This is a genomic window from Nonomuraea sp. NPDC050383, assembly GCF_044459125.1.
GTDB lineage: Bacteria > Actinomycetota > Actinomycetes > Streptosporangiales > Streptosporangiaceae > Nonomuraea.
In genome coordinates this window covers 1-16,606 of record NZ_JBITIP010000008.1, presented here as the reverse complement: position 1 = coordinate 16,606, position 16,606 = coordinate 1, and the positions used below count along the sequence as shown (strand labels likewise).

The following is a 16,606-nucleotide window of genomic DNA, read 5'->3' as shown; positions in this document are numbered from 1 at the left end:
CTCTAGTAAGCCCCTTCTCCGCGGGTGACGACGGACCATGTCTTCCACAGGATCTGCAGGTCGAGGACGAGTGACCAGTTCTCCACGTAGCGCAGATCGAGGCGGACGGATTCCTCCCAGGTCAGGTCGGAACGTCCGCTGACCTGCCAGAGCCCGGTCATGCCGGGCTTGACGACGAGGCGGCGGCGCACGTCCGCGCCGTACTGCGCGACCTCCTCGGGCAGCGGCGGGCGCGGGCCGACGAGGGACATCTCCCCGCGGACCACGTTGACCAGTTGCGGCAGCTCGTCGATGGAGTATCGGCGCAGGAAGGCGCCCACGCGGGTGATCCTTGGATCGTTCCGCATCTTGAACAGCACGCCGTCCAGCTCGTTGTCCTGGATGAGGGTGTCCTTGAGTCGCTCCGCATCCACCACCATCGTCCGAAATTTCACGACCTGGAACTCTTGGCCGCCTCTGCCGACGCGGGTCTGGTAGAACAGCGCCGGCCCGGGGCTCGTGACGCGGACCAGCAGCACGACGGCCCACAGCGGCACCGCCATGAGCAGCAGCGCCAACCCCGCCACGCACCGGTCGAACACGCTCTTGACCACCTGCTTGGCCCCGTCGAACTCGGGGTGCTCCACGTGCAGCAGCGGCATCCCGGCCACGGGCCTGATGCTGATGCGCGGCCCGGCCACGTCCATCAGCGCCGGCGCCACGAACAGGTCGGTGCGCTCGGCCTCCAGGCTCCACGCCAGCCTGCGCAGCGCCACGCCGTCCATCTCGGGGCACGCCAGCACCGCCACCGCGTCGGCCCGCACCCGCGCCGCGGCCTGCGACACCTCGCCGAAGGACCCCAGCACGGGAATCCCTTCGAGGTCGTCGTCCATGCGGTCGAGCGGTAGGCACGCTCCAACGACCCGCATGCCATGGTACGGCTGGCCCCTGAACTGCATCACCAGGTCGAGAATCGCTTCACGGTGACCGACCGCGACGACCTGGCGCAGGTATTCGCCGACCGCGCGACGACGGTGCAAACGTTTGCGCATTCTGTAGCGGAAGTAAAGCGTGGACAGCAGCGCGAGCGGCAGCATCGCCATGACGAAACTCCGCGCGACCACCGTTTGCGTGGCGTAGGCCCCGATGGCCACGGACGCCATCAAAGTGGCGCCGCCGTTGAATACCGCCCTGAACTCCTCCATTCCCTCGCCGTGCGCGCGCTCCCGGTACGCGCCGCCCATCAGCAGCACGACAGGCCAGACCACGACCAGCCCGGCGCCGAGCGCGTACTCGACGACCGGGACGAACGCGCCGTACAGCAGCCGGACACCCAGCACGCAGACGCACGCGACCAGCGCGCACGCGGCGTCACCACCCCACAGGACCCGCAGGTACGCCCGCGTCCAGATGCTCGACGCGTGGTGTGGAACGGCCTCGAGGAGCGCGACATCGGACTCCCCAACCCCCACCCTCATAACACCACCCTGGCAACTCTGTGCACCGCATTTGCCTGAACGTTCTCCGAACGCTTCCTGATGACATGTCTCGTTGGACAGATCAAAGGGCGGCGACCCCCACTAAAGAGTAAAGATCAATTCCTTAGCGGGGAATAACGACATATGTCCACAAGTGGACGCCGGTCGAGGTGTTCGAGGGGTTGACGGAGCGATCAGTCCGTGTTCGTGCGTCGTACGTGAATTACGCCGGTCAGCGGTTTAAAACGGCAATTACGACGGAATTACGGGCCGGGCAGAGATGGGTGGTCTGGGAGGAGATCGGAACATCCGCGAACTTCGCGGCGATGTTGCACATCCAAGCTGCTGTGACTCTTGTTGCGGGTGATCCGCCGCGGATCGGGGACTACTGGCTGGCCGGGCGACTGGGCGCGGGCGGCCAGGGCGTGGTCTACGAGGCATACGACAGCGCCGGACTCCGGGTGGCCATCAAGATGCTGCACGGCTCCGACGTGGGTCTCCTGCAGCGCGAGGCCACCGCCGCCCAGCGGATCTCCTCCTTCTGCACGGCACGCCTGATCGACGCGGACCTCACCGGGCCCCGGCCGTACCTGGTCAGCGAGTACGTGGAAGGGCCCAGCCTGGGCGCGGCCGTGCGCGAGGGCAGGGTGTTCACCCCGGGCGACCTGCACCGGCTCGCGACCGGCGTCGCCACCGCGCTGACCGCGATCCACGACGCGGGCGTGATCCATCGCGACATGAAGCCGGACAACGTGCTGCTCGGCCCCGACGGGCCCCGGGTGATCGACTTCGGCCTCGCGCGGACACTGGAGATGTCGCTGACCGCGACCGGGCTGATCTCCGGGACTCCCACGTACATGGCGCCCGAGGTGTTCACGGGCGAGCGGGCGGGGGCTCCCGCGGACGTGTTCGCGTGGGGCGGGATCATGCTGTTCGCCGCGACCGGCAAGGACCCGTTCAAGGCCGAGACGCTCGGCGCGGTCATGCACCAGGTCATGTCGGTCGAGCCCGACCTCACCTGCCTGCCGGAGCAGCTCCGCCCGCTGGTCCACGCCGCGCTGCGCAAGGACCCCCTGCAGAGGCCGACGGCCCGCGCCCTGCTGCTGGCGCTGATCCGCGGCGACGGGCGGCTCGACACGGCCCGGCTGCTCGCGGAGGGCGGCCGGGCGTCGCATCTCGCCACGCAGGCGCACGACCCCGGCCTCGGCCCGCTCGCCGAGGAGGCCTACGGCCTGCTCAGCCCCGCCGATCGGGAGCTGGCCGCGCAGGTGTTCCTGCGCCTGGTCACGGTGGACGAGGACGGCGAGCTGTCCCTGCGGCGGGCCCGCCTGAGCGAGTTCCCGGAGGCGCGGGGCGTGCTGCGGGTGTTCGCCTACCTCCTGGAGGTCGACGGCGACGAGGTGCGGCTGACCCGTCCGGCCCTGCCCCACGCCTGGCCCCGGCTGCGCGACTGGATCGAGGCCAACCGGGACGGCCTGGCCGTCCACCGCGACATCCTGAGCGCCGCCCGGCGGTGGGACGACGGCGGCCGGCGGGACGGCGACCTGCTCGCCGGGCGCTCGCTGGAGAACGCGCTGCAGTGGGCGGCCACCGGCCGGCGGGACATCACGCTGGTCCGCTTCGAGCGCGACTTCCTGGACGCGGGGGCCGCGCTGGGCCGCCGCAGGGCCCGCAGGACCCGGATGGTGTCGCTGGCCATGGCCGTGCTCCTGGTGGTCTCGCTGGCCGCGACGGGGGTGGCGGTCTGGCAGAGCCGGGTGGCCAACGACCGGTTCCGCATGTCCGAGGCGGCCAGGATCGCGGCCGCCGCCGGGACCATCCGCGCCACCGACCCGCGCCTCGGCGACCTGCTCAGCGTCGCCGCCTGGCGGCTCGACCCGACCCCGCAGACCCGCAAGGCCATGAACGACTCCCTCGCCAAGCGCGAGACCGCCGTGTTCCAGGACCCGGTGACCGGCCCGGACACGCTCCGCACGCTCAGCGCCGACAGCAGGATCCTGGTCAGCGTCGGCGACGGCGAGGCCCGGCTGTGGGACGTGGTCCGCCGCGCCCAGGTCGGGAAGCTGAAGCTGGACGTCACGGGCACGCCGATCGACGTGGCGCTGAGCCCGTCCGGCGCGGTGCTCGCGATCCTGACCGGCAAGGGCGCGTACGCCTGGGACGTGAAGACCGGCAAGGCGAGGGGCGCCTGGCGGTTCGACAAGCCCATCGGCGGCGACGATTCCGACGGGGCGGCCATCAGGTTCGGCACGGTCGACCGCTATGTCATGGTGCGCGGGGCGAGCGCCGACGACACCCTCTGGGACCTGAAGACCGGCCGGGACGCGAAGATCCCCGGTGTCTGGGGCGGCGCGATGACGCCCGACGGGTCGGCGATCTTCATGCAGTACCGCGACACCAAGACGATCGGCAGATTCGCGCTGCCCGGTCTGAAGCTCACCGGTACGAGACCGGCGCAGGAACCGTGCAAGTACTGCCCCGGTCCGCTCGCGGTCACCAAGAAGGGCTGGCTGCTGGAGGTGCTGCCGGGCTGGCGACTCGGCGCGGCCGATCTGGCGGACCAGGAGAACTTCACCACCACCGCAGTGATCGACATCGGCCCCACCGCCTGGAACCAGGGACGCGTGGTCCTCAGCCACGACGACAAGCTGCTCGCCTCGGCGACGGAGAAGCGGATCCAGCTCTGGGGCGGCGGAACGCTCCTGACCACGCTCACCGTCGGCTCCGCGTCCGACGTCACCGAGTGGGCGGCCGAGGCGATGTCGCCGCAGCCGAGATTCGACCCCGGCGGGAAGGTGCTGCGCTACCTCAGTGAGGACCGCGTGTTCTCCCTCGACATCTCGGCGCTCACCGGACCGGCCGACGCCGAGGCCACCACGATGGCGATCAGCCCGGACGGCACGCTGAGCGTGGAGAACCGCGGCGGCGAACGGGGCTACAACGCCTACGTGCGCGGTGCCAAGGGGCGCGACCTGCTGCTGCGCGGCGGTCTCGACGGTCAGTTCGACCTCACCGGTGCTGCCTTCAGCCCGGACGGCAAGATGATCGCCCTGAGCAGTTTCGAGATCTCCGAAGAGGGGGCCGACGACGTCACGAACACGACCCGCCTGCGGATCCACGACACCGCCACCCGGAAGGAGATCAAACGGATCACCCTGAGTGACGTCGGCGAAGGGTTCCTGCTGGGCTTCAGCCCCGACGGCAGCAAGGTCGCGGTACAGCTCTCCCTGTCTGACGACTCGACGAAGTCCACGCTCCAGCTGTGGGACTGGAAGGCGGGCCGCGCCCTGTGGTCGGCCAAGCTGACCAGGCTGACGAACGTCGCCTTCAGCCCCGACGGATCCCGGCTCGCCGTGCTGGCGCAGGAGCCCGGCCTGCTGGACACCGCCACCGGCAAGCCCGCCGGCGCCGGCCTGCGCGCCGGCGGTCGCACGACCAGCCTGGCCTACGCCGCGTTCACCCGGGCCGGAGACCTCGTCACGGCGGACAACCACGGGCGCCTCACGGTCTGGAACGGGGACGGCTCGCCCCGGACGGTCATCAGAGGCACGGCCGGCAAGCCTGGGGCGCAGCTCGCGGTGTCGCCGAAGGAGGATCTCGCCGCCGTGGTGGGCGCCGACGGCAAGGCGCGCCTCTACGACCTGGCTCGCGGCCAGTCCGTCGGCGCGCTGCTGGACGACGATCGAGGGAGCATCCAGCAGGTGGCCTTCACCCCCGACGGCGCCCGTCTGATCACCTTCGACCAGGACGGCCTCCGGCACGAGTATCCCGTCGCGCCCTTGGCCGTGGCGGAGGCACTGTGCGCCCGCTTCGACCGGACGCTCACCGAGCAGGAGTGGACGGCCAGCCTTCCGGACGTCCCGCCGGTCCAGGTCTGCGGGGCGCGTTAGTCGTACTCCAGGTCCGGCAGCGTGGACGGCGGGTCGGGGCTGCGCCAGACGACCACGGCCCCGTCCCGCGCCGACTCGCCGGCGTGCTGGAGCCGCTCCAGGTCGAAGTCCGGCAGGTAACGCAGGCGGGCGAGGAACGTCGCGTCGGTGGCCGACCTCGGCACCACACAGCCCTCGCCGTCGCGGGCGAGCAGGATGTACAGGACCTCGGCGTCCGTCTCGGCTGCGACGCGGACCTCGACGACGTCCTCCCAGGCGAGAGCTTCGACGCTTCCGTCGGCGTAGTGACGGGTCACGCCCTCCTCCGTGACGTACACGTAGGAGTCCGGCATCGCGTTGCCGTGCATGGCCGCGATTCTCGCGAGTCGGAGGGGCGTACCGCAAGGGCTCGTGCCCGGCCTCAGCTTCGGGACGGTCCTCGTTCGGCGGGATCGACGCCCCAGGTGTGCCCGAGATGGGCGGCCACCGCGGCCCGTGCCGCCTCCACCGGGCCGTCCGCGATCGTGTCCAGCAGCTCCCGGTGCTCGCGCACGAGCACCTCGCGGTCCTCGTAGACCTCGCGCAGCCGGACCAGCCCGAGCCTGGTCTCCGCGGCCAGCACGCCGTACAGACGCTCCAGGCGCGGGCTGCCCACCGCCACGATCAGCGCCCCGTGCAACGCCATGTGCTCGGCCACGGTGTCGGACCAGGGCGCCTCGGCGGGCAGCGCCTCCAGGCGGGCCAGCGCCGCGTCGGCCTCCGGGACCCGCCGCCCGGCCACGGCCGTGGCCATCAGGTCCTCCAGCGGGCGGCGCACGTACATGAGGTCGTCGAGGTCGGCCGGCGTCACCTCGGGGACGTACGCGCTGCGGTTGCGCTCGCGGCGCAGCAGACCCTCGTGGACGAGCGTGGCCAGCGCCTCGCGGACCGTGGGCCTGGCCACGCCGTAGGTGGCGGCGATCTCCTGCTCGGGCAGGGGCGTGCCCGGTGCGACCTCACCGGACAGCACCCGGCGGCGCAGCTCGCCGGCCAGGGCGTCGACGGCGGACACGGGTCTGAGGGGCGATGTCACGGCTGAGACTCTAACGCCCCGCCCTCTCGGGGACGGCCCGCTCGGCCGGGCCGGGCGCGGGAGGGCGCTCCGGAACGGCCACGACGGCCAGGCTGACCGCCAGCAGGGCGAGCCCCGCCACCGACACCGGGGCCAGCCGCTCGTGCAGCACCACGAGGCCGAGCAGGGCGGCGACCGCGGGCTCGGCCAGGGCCAGCGTGGCGGCCGTGGCCACCGGCGTGGTCCGCAGGCCCCTGCCGTACAGGAAGTAGGACAGCGCCGTGGAGGCGAGCCCCAGGTAGAGGGCGGCGAGCAGGGCGCGCGGCTCGGCCAGCCACTCCACGCCGCGCCAGACCAGCACCGGCAGCATGATCACGGCCGCGCCGCCGAAGAGCACGCCCATCACCGCCCCGGACGGCGCGCCCCCGGAGATGGCGCGGGCCGCGGTGACGGCGTAGAAGGCATAGATGAGGCCGCCCAGCAGCGCGATCAGGACCCCGGACACCATCTGGCCGCCGTGCCCGCCGGCTTCCGCGCCGCCGCCGACGATCAGCGCGGCGCACCCGGCGATCGCCGCCGCCGTGGCCACCGCCCAGCGCCCGCTCGGCCGTTCGCGGTGCAGCGCCCACGACAGCAGCCCGGTGAAGACCGGGCCGCTGCCGATCGCCACCACCGTGCCGACGGCCACGCCCGTGCGGCCGACCGCCGCGAAGAAGCAGAGCTGGTACGCGGCCACCGCGGCGGCCGCGAGCAGCGTGCCGGGGCTCACCGCCCGCCGCAGGCCCTTGCCCGCGAAGAGCGCGAGGACGGCGCCGCCGATGACCAGGCGGGCCGCGGCCAGGGCGACCGAGTCGGCGGAGACGAGCAGGCCCGCGGTGCCGGCCGTGCCCCAGAGCACGGAGGCGCCCACGACTGCCAGAGGTCCGTTCTTCATGGACGTCATTGTCTGACAATCAGACAATCTCGTCCAGTTGGATCAGCCGGGCGTCACACGAGCTCGTCCAGGAGCCGGTCGATGAGCCGGGCGGCGCAGGAGACCAGCTCCGCCGCGTAGTCGTCCAGGACGGCGACGCCGTCGCCGATGCTCTCGGCCGTACGGGGCGACAGGGTGAGCAGCGCCTCGCCCTCGACCGAGGCGGCGCCGTCCACCCGGAACGCCCCGTCGGCGGCGGCGATGGAGACCGTGAAGCTCACCTCGCGGCCGTCGGGCAGGGTGAACGCGGTGCCCGCGCGGGCGCCGGCGGGCGGGAAGAAGTAGGAGAAGGGCACGCTGCGGACGAAGGGGTGATGTAACTCGGCGAGGCTCACCGCCGCCCGGCTCATGGCCGCCAGCAGACCGGCCGCCGCCAGGCTCTCGCTGTCCACACCCCGAGGGTAGATCACCCTCACGACCACCCGCCAGCCGCCTTCCGCCGCACCTGTCCCGGCTGTCTCAGTAGCCGTCTCAGTCGCTGTCCCAGTCGGTGTCTCAGTCGGTGTCTCAGTCGGCGTCTCAGTCGGTGGCCAGGCGCGCGTGGCGCTCGACGTCGTAGCGGACCCCGTCGTAGCGGAGCTTGCCCCGCTCGATCCCCTCGGCGAGGAAGCCGGCCTTGGTCGCCACCCGGCACGAGGCGGGGTTGTCGACGCGATGCCCCAGCTCCAGCCGGAAGAGCCCCCGCTCCCGGAACGCCCACCGCGCCAGCTCCTCCACCGCCGCCGACGCGACGCCCCGGCCGCGCGCCTCGCGCACCGTCCAGTAGGAGACCCAGCCGTTGGCGTGGTCGTCGATGCGGGCGACGGCCACGTTGCCGACGACGCGCCCGTCGAGCGTCACCGCGAACGCGTGCCCCACCCCGTCCCACGCCGCGATCCACCCGAGCGCGTCCCGCACCGTGACGACCGGCCAGGGCGCCTGCCGGGACAGCTCGGGGTCCTGGAAGGCGGCCAGCACGGCCGGGGCGTCGTCCGCACGCCACTCGCGCAGCCGGATGTTCGTTATCAGCATTGATGCCAGATTATCGCCCGATCTGGTGGGCGTCCTCGAAGGCCGTCACGAGCTGCTTGGGAGCGGTCAGGCACCACGCCTCGGCGACCAGCTCGAACAGCTCGTCGTAGTCGATCCGGTCCAGCCGGATCACCACCCACCCGAACCGCCCGGCGGTGAACTGCGGCTCGAACACCTCGGGCCGCTCGGTCACCAGCGCGATCTGCTCCTCGACGGTCGCCTTGACGCCCACGGTCTCGGTCTCCTCCCACAGGTAGCCGAAGCCCTTGCCCCGGACCTTGAGGCTGACCCAGGTGGCCATGCGGTCCATGCGGACCTCGGGCAGACCCTCCACCAGCTTGAGGAACTCTTCGACGCTCACACCCATGGCCCCTGTGTACCAGCCGCCACCGACAGAACGGGTGTCCGGTTCATGACGAGATCACATCGGACAGGTGATCCACTCTCTGGTCCGCGTTTCCCCAGGTCGGCAGGGTAGAGGGCATGACGAACCCCTTCACCCGCCGTCCGGGCGGGACGCCCGGCGCCCACCTCCCGCTCGCCCTGTGCGCCGCCGCCATGGCCGTCCTCGCGCTGGCCGCCGCCACCGGACTGGCCGTCGACGGGCGGACCGTGCTGGGCGAGCCGGTCTGGCTCAAGCCGTTCAAGTTCGCGCTGTCGTTCGCCCTGTACGCCGGGACGCTGTCCTGGATGATCGGCCAGGCCCGGCGGTGGCGGCGGACCCTCTGGTGGCTCGGCACGGTGGCCGCCGCCGGGTTCGTGCTGCCCGAGATCTCGGCCATCACGTTCCAGGCGGGGCGGGGGGTGCGCAGCCACTTCAACTTCGAGACGGGGCTCGACTCGACCGTCTTCGCCGTCATGGGCGGGGCGGCCTACCTGGGCTGGCTGATGACGTTCGCCATGGGCGTGTTCCTGCTGTGGCAGAAGCGGACCCTGGAGCGGCCGATGGCCTGGGCGGTGCCGCTCGGGATCGCCGTGTCCCTGGCCGGCATGTCCGTCGGCTACCTCATGACCGCCCCGACCCCGGAGCAGGCCCAGGCCCTGGACGCCGGCCTCAAGCTGGCCACGATCGGCGCGCACAGCGTGGGCGCCCCCGACGCGAGCGCCGGGATGCCGCTGACCGGCTGGGAGACGGGAGCCGGCGACCTGCGGGTGGGCCACTTCGTCGGCCTGCACGCCCTCCAGGCGCTGCCGCTGGTCGCGGTGGGCCTGCGCCTGCTCGCCCGCCGGGTGTCCGTCCTGCGCGACCTCACCGTACGGACGGCGCTGGTCGTCGTGGCGGCCATCGGGTACGGCGGGCTCACCTTGCTGCTGGTCTGGCAGGCGCAGCGCGGCCAGCCGCTGACCAGCCCGGACGCGACGACGCTGACCGCTGCCGCGACCCTGCTCGGGGCGGTGGCGCTGGCCGCCGCCGGTGTCCTCCTCGCCGCGTCGCGCCGCGCGCCGGCCCGTACACCGGTCGCCGCCACCCGATGACGTGGGCGGCCTGCGCGTCACGGCAGCAGCAGCCCCCAGTACAGCCCCCACGGAACGAGCACCAGGCCACCGGCCAGCAGCACCGCCAGCCGTACCCGCTCGCCTCCCGCGACGTCCCCGCGTCCCCGCCACCACGCCAGCCCGGTGACGGCGGCGGCCACCACGCAGGCCACCGCGAGTGCCTGGAGCGCCAGCCACGCCACCGGCCGGCCCGCCAGGAGCGGCCCCGGGCTCGCCAGCTTGGCCCCCGTCATCACCGCGTACATCAGGTACCCGAACGACCCCAGCACCACCGTCAGCCCGCCCGCACTGAGCACCCGCGCCGCCGCGCTCACCGGTGTGCCGGTTCGTCCCCGGACCCGCCGGACCAGCGCCACCACCGGATACCCGGCGAACGCCACCAGCATCACCACCAGCGCCGCGAGCTGCACATCGGCCGACTCCCACCAGTCCACCGGCGGGACCGGCACGGTCGGCACGGCCTGCACCGGCTCCGGACCCGACGTGCTCGTGGCGGGCGCCCGGCCGGAGGTCGCGTCGGCCACCCAGGCGCCGACCAGGTCCGCGTAGCCGGGGGCCAGCTCGGGCAGCCGGGTGACGCCGCGGTCGGGGGTCCGGTGGGCGGCGTGGTCGGCGTCGGCGAAGTACCGGACCGTGACGTGGTCGTTGCCGCCGCGCCGCAGCGCCTCGGCGAAGCCCCGCGCGCTCTCCCGGGCCGGGGTCAGCAGGTCGTGGACGCCCCAGACGGCGAGCACCGGCCGGCGCACCGCGGCGATGGTCGGAGCCGGGTCGTAGTACGGCTCGGGGAACAGGTCGCCGTCGGCCAGCACCCGGTACAGATCGGGCTCCGTGCGGTCCACCAGCCGTCCCGACATCCCGGCGGCCCTCATGCCCGCGTGCACCGCCCACGTCTGCTGGACCAGCGGCTGCTGGCTGTTGCCGCCGACGACCACGACGAACGCGACGTCCCGGGAGCGGGCGGCGGCCATCGGCGCCACCCAGCCGCCCTCGCTGAGGCCCCAGACACCCACCTTCGCCGGATCGACGCCCGGCTGCCGGCGCAGCTCCGCCACGCCCCCCAGCGCGTCCCGGGCGAGCTGCGCGTACGAGCGCTCGAACAGCGAGTAGCCCACGGACCGCTTGTCGTAGACCAGCACCGACAGCCCCCTGCGGGCGAACTCGACGGCCTCGCCCATGAGCTTGGTCCGCGGCGTCCCCGTGCCGGCTCCGTGAATCAGCACGATGCCCGGCCGCCCGTCGCCGCCCTTGGCGGGTGACAGGACGGTGCCGTGCATGACCAGCCCCCCGTCACCGCGGAAGCTCACCTCCACCGCCTTCAGATCCCCCGGCACGACCGGCGCGGGCTCGTCGTCGCGTACGGTCGCCGCCCACGCACCGGGAGCGGCGAGCAGACACCACAGGAGGGCGGCCAACCCGGCCACCAGAACTCGTCTCATGTCCGCCGACCATACTCTGCAGAGAGTTCTCGGCAAACAGATCTCGGCAGAAATCCCTCTGCAGGACTAGACTCGTCCTCATGACGGATGAGGCCGCGACCCCCGAGTCCTTCCTCCTCGACGACCCGGCCCGGCTCAAGGCCCTGGCCCACCCCATGCGCCGCCTCATGCTGCGCCACCTCGGCGTCCACGGCCCGGCCACCTCGACCACGCTCGGCGAGCTGCTCGGCGCCAAGACCGGCACGACCAGCTACCACCTGCGCCAGCTGGAGAAGTACGGCTTCATCGAGGAGATCCCGGAGCGCTCGACCGGCAGGGAGCGCTGGTGGCGCAAGGCCCCGGCGCCGCGCGACATGCGCCTGCCCACGCCCGACCGGCTGGCGCCGGAGGACCGCCCGATCCTGGCCGAGTTCCACCGCCTCGGCCTGGAGGAGGACCTGCGCCTCCTGGAAGGTCTCCCCCACCTGTACGAGCGCGACCCGGAGCACGTGAAGTCGTCACGAGGGCTGGGCTGGATGACGGACGAGGAGTTCGAGGCGTTCTTCGAGGCGTACATGCGGCTGCTGCTCCAGCACAGCCGCCCCCGGACCGAGGCCCCACCCGGCGCCCGCCCCATGTACCTCCGCCTCTACGCCTTCCCCGCCGACGACCCCGAGTAGATCCTGCTGCGCCGCGCGTACGATCCGAACGTCGAGCCGGTGCAGGGTAACCGCATCCCCGTCTCGATGAGCGAGTCCACGATGTTGCCCGCGGCGACCTCGCTCAACTTCCCGTCACGGCACGCGATGGCGAGGAGCCATATCGTGCCGTGTACCTCCAGCCCGTAGTGCCGGCCCACGGTGACGGCTTCACGGTCGTCCGTGATCGCGATCCCGCCGGACAGCTCGGCCGCGGAGAAGACGCTGGCTTCCCCCAGATTCCGGCTCTCCGAGCCGATGCGCTGCGTCCACTTCGTGAAGCAGCCGATCTCTTCCAGAGTGTCCAGGCGCGCGACTTCCAGCCAGTCCGCGTCGAGCACCCCCAGCAGGCACGGGTGGTCCCGCACACCGGCGCGTATCTCTTCCCGCACCACGTGCGTCGTCTGGCAGGTGACTCCGACCAGCAGATCACGGAGCACGTCGAGGCGCTCGGCGCGGCAGAAATGGTTGAGGCACATGGCGTCGAACACATAGACGGGACCGCGGCCGGGGTCACCGCCGACATCGCTCAAAGCTCGGGCTCCGTGTCGTCACGCGCGGGCAGGTCCGCCGGCTCGATCTGGCCGCGCATCAGCTCGACGGCGCGCGAGACCGTGATGCCGCCCTTGAGATAGGCCTGGACCACCGCGTGCGCGTACGCGGGAGGAACGCGGACCCTCTCCAGGTCCGGCTGCGGCGCCCACCCGACCGCCTCCATCAACTCGGCACGCGTGGGATTGCGCTGGCGCAACTCCTTGGCCGTCGCCTTGTCGATGACACCGGCCGCGACCGCCTGCCTCAGCGTGAGCGACCAGGAGGTCCGGTAATGGGCGGCCAGTACGACCAGCCGCTCCCGGGGAGCTCCCTCCCGTGCCTCGAAACGCGCCAGCAACGCCTGGGCCGGCAGCAACAGCTCCGCCGCGAACGCCTCGACCACGAGCTCCCTGTCGCCACGGGAGGTGTGGACGCTCACGTCACTGGAGTACTCGTCACCCACGACGAGGTGTCCGAGCTCGTGCGCGGCCGTGGCGCGACGGCGCCCGGGATCTCCCTGGTCGCTGACGACCGCCACAGCGATCTCGTCCTCGACCAGCGAGGCGCCCTCGCCCGGCACCTCGACGACCGCCACGAGCTGTCCGAGCGCTTCGCACACGCTCATCAGGGAACTGATCGGCTCAGCACCCAGATCGATCTTCTGCCGGGCCCACAAGGCGGCCTTGCGCGCGTCTGCGATATCGGTGATCCGGCCCGGAAATCGCGCTATCGGAGGCGGTGTGAATTCTCCGCTCTCCATGAGCTGGCGGACATCGGCGAGCCAGGTCGTGAGCGCGAACTCCATTCGATACGACTGCCGCGTGCCGTCGGCGGCGCCGTCCTCGGCCAGTTCGGCACGGCGGGACACCACGGCGGGAGCAGGGGTCAGGAAATGGCTCAACGGGACTTTGAGCACCGTGGACAGTTTGGCCAATTCCAGCGCGTCGACGCGGCGCACGCCCATCTCGATCTTGGCGATCATGGTGCGGTCCAGGCGAAGTGCCGATGCCAGCTGTTCCTGTGACATATTGGCCGCGATGCGACATTCGCGCACGCGTTCCCCTATCTCGGCCCAGCCTCCTGGATCCTTCATGGTGCGATAATCGCACACCCGTAGCGGCCAAGGGAGACCTCCGGCGCATCTGGAAGTAATCGTTACCTCTCAGGAAAGCGCCTTTACCGGATGTCGCCGTGCTGTCCCGCCATGACGCATTGCCCCTGATACCCCAGAGATAGGGGGATGCTTTGTGGCGTTTGTCCAGTTATGGTGACCGCAGTACAGGCGGCGTCAGGCGGGAGGACAAGCGTGCCCATCTTCCTGGCCCGCCTGCTGGCCCGGCTCGGCATGCTCGGGACCTGGTGGACCCCGGTGCTCGTCTTCGCGGCGGTGTTCCTGACGAGCTGGCCGCTGATGGCGCTCGCGGAGCCGGCGGGCAGCGAGATCGTTGCGCCGGCCAACTACTGGTGGTACTTCGTCGTCACCGCCTCGACCGTGGGCTACGGCGACCTGTACCCGGAGACGGCCGGCGGCCACGCGGTGGGCGTGTACGTCATCGCCGGCGGCATCGCGACCTTGACGACCGTCTTCACCAGGTTCGCGGCGGCTCTGGAACGGGCCAAGGGACGAAGGATGCGAGGTGCCGTCACCGTGGACATGTCCGGCCACATCGTGCTGCTCGGCTACACCCCCGGCCGTACCGAGCAGATGGTGGACGAGCTGACGGCCGACGGTTCGAGCCGCATCGTGCTGTGCGCGTGGGACGACGTCCCGACGCATCCGATGCCGGACCGCGAGGTGACGTTCGTGCGCGGCGACCTGACCGACGACGGCGTGCTGCGCCGGGCCGGCGTCGACCGGGCGTACAGCGTGCTCGTGGACGCGCGCGACGACAACGAGGCGCTGGCGATCGCGATCACCGCCGACCACGTCGCGCACGGGGCGCACCTCGTCGTCGCGCTGCGGGACGTCGGCAGGGTCCGGCAGCTGCGGTACGTCCGGGAGACGCTGCGCTGCGTCCAGTGGCACAGCCCGTACATGATCACCGAGGAGCTGCGCGACCCGGGCATCAGCGAGGTCTACACGCAGCTCATGACGCACGGCGACGCCGAGACGTACTCCGTGCGGCTGCCCGAGGCCCTCGGGCCGGTGCTGGTGGACCGCTGCCAGACCTCGCTCGGCCGCCGGTGCGGCGCCACGCTGCTCGCCGCCCGGACCGGTGACGAGCTGCTGGTGAACCCCGGCTGGCAGACCCAGCTGCCGGCGGGCTCCGTGCTGTACTACGTGGGCTCCCACCGCCTCACCCCCGAGGAGCTCACCGCCGCCCTGCACGCGGAGGATTCGCGTACGGACAGATGAGTATGATCGGCCCGATCTGCACCTTTTCAGGTAACCCCCCGGCGGAGGATACGTGGCCATCGACGACCCATCCGGCAAGCACGGCGGCCAGGACGCTCACGAGGCGGCTCCGCCCGCGGGCCTGACGCACGAGCGCGTGGGGATGTTCACCGACGCGGTCTTCGCCATCGCCATGACGCTGCTCGCCATCGAGCTCCCCCGCCCCGAGGGCGAGGCCGCGGAGCCCCACGGGGACCGGCTGGCCATGGCCGCCGAGCTCTGGCAGTACCTAAGCCAGCATTCCGGGACGTTCCTGGCGTTCTTCATCGCGTTCATGATGTTGTGGACGGCCTGGCGGCAGCACCACCGGCTGTTCGACCGGATCACGTACCTGTCGCGCGGCATGATGCTGCTCCACCTGCCGATGCTGATCTTCGTGGCCCTGCTGCCGTACCCGACCGCGCTCATCGGCGACAACTCCGCCAACCCGCTGTCCGTCACCCTCTTCGCCGGCTCCGAGGCGGTCCTGCTGCTGTGCCAGGCCGCCCTGATCACCTCGGCGCTGCGCGGCCCCATCAAGGCCGGCACGGACATACGGCGGCTCCGCGTCCTCGCGGTCTCCCTGTGGGCGGTCGGCGGGTTCTGGCTGCTCACGGCGGCTCTGACATGGGTGATGGAGAACGTGCCGCTGCTCTGGCTGCTGACCCCGGCGGTGGCGGTGGCCGCCGTCCGCGTAGGCCGCCGCCTCGTCCCGGAGCCCGCCGGTACGGCCTGACACCCTCCCGAGAGGAGCGACATGATCCACCACGTCCAGCTCGCCTGCCCGCCCGGAAGCGAGCAGGCGCTGCGCGACTTCTACGAGGGTGTCCTCGGCCTGACCGAGATCCCCAAGCCCCCGGTCCTGGCGGCGCGCGGCGGCTGCTGGTTCCGCGGCCACGGCATCGAGCTGCACCTCGGCGTCGAGACCGACTTCCGGCCGGCCCGCAAGGCCCACCCCGGCCTGCTCGTCTCAGGCCTCGACGAGTGGGCCGGCCGCCTGCGCCGGGCCGGGTACCCGGTCACGTTCGACGACGACTTCCCCGGCATGCGGCGCTTCTACAGCGAGGACCCGCACGGCAACCGCCTGGAGTTCCTGGAGCCCCTCGGCCCGTGACGCGTCCGAATCCCGCCAGCCAGGAGCCGGCGCCCCTGTGAGGATGGCGCCCATGACGCTTTCGGTGAACGATGTGACCAAAGACGGCGCCTGGGCGGTGATGGAGCGCTTCTACGCCGCGGAGACCGCGTACGTGGCGGCCGGCGGGTACGGCAAGGCCCGTTACGACGAGGTCGCCGCCCACCTGGACCCCGAGGTCGTCCTGCACCAGGCGCCCGGTCTGCCCTTCACGGGGACGGGGACGTGGCGCGGCCATGACGGCATGGAGCGGTTCCTGGCGGCCTTCAGCGACGTCTGGGAGTCGATGGAGTTCCTGGAGCAGGAGCACTGGGGCGACGGGGACACGGTCGTGGTGCGCAACCGGGTGCGGTTCCGTGCCCGCGCCACCGGCCAGGACGTGGAGACGGAGATCCTGCAGCTCATCCGGGTACGGGACGGGCGCATGCTCGAATGCCGTCCCTTCTACTGGGACCCGTCGGCCGTCACCCGGGCGTGCACTCCCCCGTCGTCCACCTCGGCCTAGGCAGTGTTTTGTGGATCAGAAGGAGTGTTTAGCCGCCTGATTCGCCGATTCGGGCAGCGCGGTGAGCTCGGGCGTGGCTCGATGGGTACA

Annotated in this window: 17 protein-coding genes; 7 read left to right on the top strand and 10 right to left on the bottom strand. The window is 71.7% G+C overall.

The annotated features are described in order from the left end of the window. Positions 1 to 2: 2 nt before the first annotated feature. Positions 3 to 1,457, bottom strand: coding sequence for a sugar transferase (locus ACIBG4_RS20655; RefSeq protein WP_397203152.1), 1,455 nt, complete (start codon positions 1,455 to 1,457; stop codon positions 3 to 5). A 347-nt stretch (positions 1,458 to 1,804) separates the two neighbouring features. Here ACIBG4_RS20655 and ACIBG4_RS20650 point away from each other — a divergent pair, with 347 nt between their 5' ends. After that, positions 1,805 to 5,347, top strand: coding sequence for a protein kinase (locus ACIBG4_RS20650; protein ID WP_397203151.1), 3,543 nt, complete (start codon positions 1,805 to 1,807; stop codon positions 5,345 to 5,347). Here the strand turns inward: ACIBG4_RS20650 and ACIBG4_RS20645 are convergent. The 6 genes from ACIBG4_RS20645 to ACIBG4_RS20620 form a co-directional block, all read right to left on the bottom strand. Then, a complete protein-coding gene (locus tag ACIBG4_RS20645; protein ID WP_397203150.1) occupies positions 5,344 to 5,694 on the bottom strand; it encodes a hypothetical protein in 351 nt (116 codons plus the stop codon). The two genes, ACIBG4_RS20650 and ACIBG4_RS20645, sit on opposite strands and share 4 nt — an antisense overlap. Positions 5,695 to 5,747: 53 nt before the next feature. Further along, positions 5,748 to 6,398: a GntR family transcriptional regulator gene (locus ACIBG4_RS20640; protein WP_397203149.1), complete on the bottom strand. Its 651-nt coding sequence runs from the start codon at positions 6,396 to 6,398 to the stop codon at positions 5,748 to 5,750. 10 nt (positions 6,399 to 6,408) lie between these two features. Further along, positions 6,409 to 7,311 (bottom strand): DMT family transporter, encoded by a 903-nt coding sequence (locus ACIBG4_RS20635; protein WP_397203148.1) that lies wholly within the window; start codon positions 7,309 to 7,311, stop codon positions 6,409 to 6,411. A gap of 53 nt (positions 7,312 to 7,364) precedes the next feature. Beyond that, positions 7,365 to 7,742 carry a hypothetical protein gene (locus tag ACIBG4_RS20630; RefSeq protein WP_397203147.1) on the bottom strand — a complete coding sequence of 126 codons (378 nt, stop codon included), beginning with the start codon at positions 7,740 to 7,742 and terminating at the stop codon, positions 7,365 to 7,367. A 127-nt stretch (positions 7,743 to 7,869) separates the two neighbouring features. Further along, positions 7,870 to 8,361: a GNAT family protein gene (locus tag ACIBG4_RS20625; RefSeq protein ID WP_310707182.1), complete on the bottom strand. Its 492-nt coding sequence runs from the start codon at positions 8,359 to 8,361 to the stop codon at positions 7,870 to 7,872. A gap of 10 nt (positions 8,362 to 8,371) precedes the next feature. Next, complete coding sequence (locus ACIBG4_RS20620; protein WP_310707183.1) at positions 8,372 to 8,728, bottom strand: MmcQ/YjbR family DNA-binding protein; 357 nt, start codon at positions 8,726 to 8,728, stop codon at positions 8,372 to 8,374. Between the two features lie 116 nt (positions 8,729 to 8,844). On the opposite strand from ACIBG4_RS20620, the gene ACIBG4_RS20615 reads away from it, so the two are divergent. Next, on the top strand, positions 8,845 to 9,837 hold the full coding sequence (locus ACIBG4_RS20615; RefSeq protein ID WP_397203146.1) for a hypothetical protein: 993 nt from the start codon (positions 8,845 to 8,847) through the stop codon (positions 9,835 to 9,837). Between the two features lie 17 nt (positions 9,838 to 9,854). On the opposite strand, the gene ACIBG4_RS20610 is transcribed toward ACIBG4_RS20615, so the two are convergent. Beyond that, a complete protein-coding gene (locus tag ACIBG4_RS20610) occupies positions 9,855 to 11,294 on the bottom strand; it encodes an alpha/beta hydrolase family protein (RefSeq protein ID WP_397203145.1) in 1,440 nt (479 codons plus the stop codon). A gap of 80 nt (positions 11,295 to 11,374) precedes the next feature. Between ACIBG4_RS20610 and ACIBG4_RS20605 the strand changes: the two genes are divergently transcribed. Beyond that, positions 11,375 to 11,953: a helix-turn-helix domain-containing protein gene (locus tag ACIBG4_RS20605; protein WP_310707186.1), complete on the top strand. Its 579-nt coding sequence runs from the start codon at positions 11,375 to 11,377 to the stop codon at positions 11,951 to 11,953. Here ACIBG4_RS20605 and ACIBG4_RS20600 read toward each other — a convergent pair. Further along, positions 11,923 to 12,504, bottom strand: coding sequence for a hypothetical protein (locus ACIBG4_RS20600; RefSeq protein ID WP_397203144.1), 582 nt, complete (start codon positions 12,502 to 12,504; stop codon positions 11,923 to 11,925). The two genes, ACIBG4_RS20605 and ACIBG4_RS20600, sit on opposite strands and share 31 nt — an antisense overlap. Continuing rightward, positions 12,501 to 13,598 carry a helix-turn-helix domain-containing protein gene (locus ACIBG4_RS20595; protein ID WP_397203143.1) on the bottom strand — a complete coding sequence of 366 codons (1,098 nt, stop codon included), beginning with the start codon at positions 13,596 to 13,598 and terminating at the stop codon, positions 12,501 to 12,503. Before ACIBG4_RS20595 ends, ACIBG4_RS20600 begins: the two co-directional genes overlap by 4 nt. 213 nt (positions 13,599 to 13,811) lie before the next feature. Here ACIBG4_RS20595 and ACIBG4_RS20590 point away from each other — a divergent pair, with 213 nt between their 5' ends. From ACIBG4_RS20590 to ACIBG4_RS20575, 4 genes are read left to right on the top strand one after another with little or no spacing between them, the layout of a single operon-like run. Beyond that, complete coding sequence (locus ACIBG4_RS20590) at positions 13,812 to 14,861, top strand: ion channel (protein ID WP_397203142.1); 1,050 nt, start codon at positions 13,812 to 13,814, stop codon at positions 14,859 to 14,861. A gap of 52 nt (positions 14,862 to 14,913) precedes the next feature. After that, complete coding sequence (locus ACIBG4_RS20585; RefSeq protein ID WP_397203141.1) at positions 14,914 to 15,615, top strand: TMEM175 family protein; 702 nt, start codon at positions 14,914 to 14,916, stop codon at positions 15,613 to 15,615. 21 nt (positions 15,616 to 15,636) lie between these two features. Next, positions 15,637 to 15,993, top strand: a complete 357-nt coding sequence (locus tag ACIBG4_RS20580; protein ID WP_310707190.1) for a VOC family protein — start codon at positions 15,637 to 15,639, stop codon at positions 15,991 to 15,993. 52 nt (positions 15,994 to 16,045) lie between these two features. After that, complete coding sequence (locus ACIBG4_RS20575) at positions 16,046 to 16,516, top strand: nuclear transport factor 2 family protein (RefSeq protein WP_397203140.1); 471 nt, start codon at positions 16,046 to 16,048, stop codon at positions 16,514 to 16,516. Positions 16,517 to 16,606: the final 90 nt, after the last annotated feature.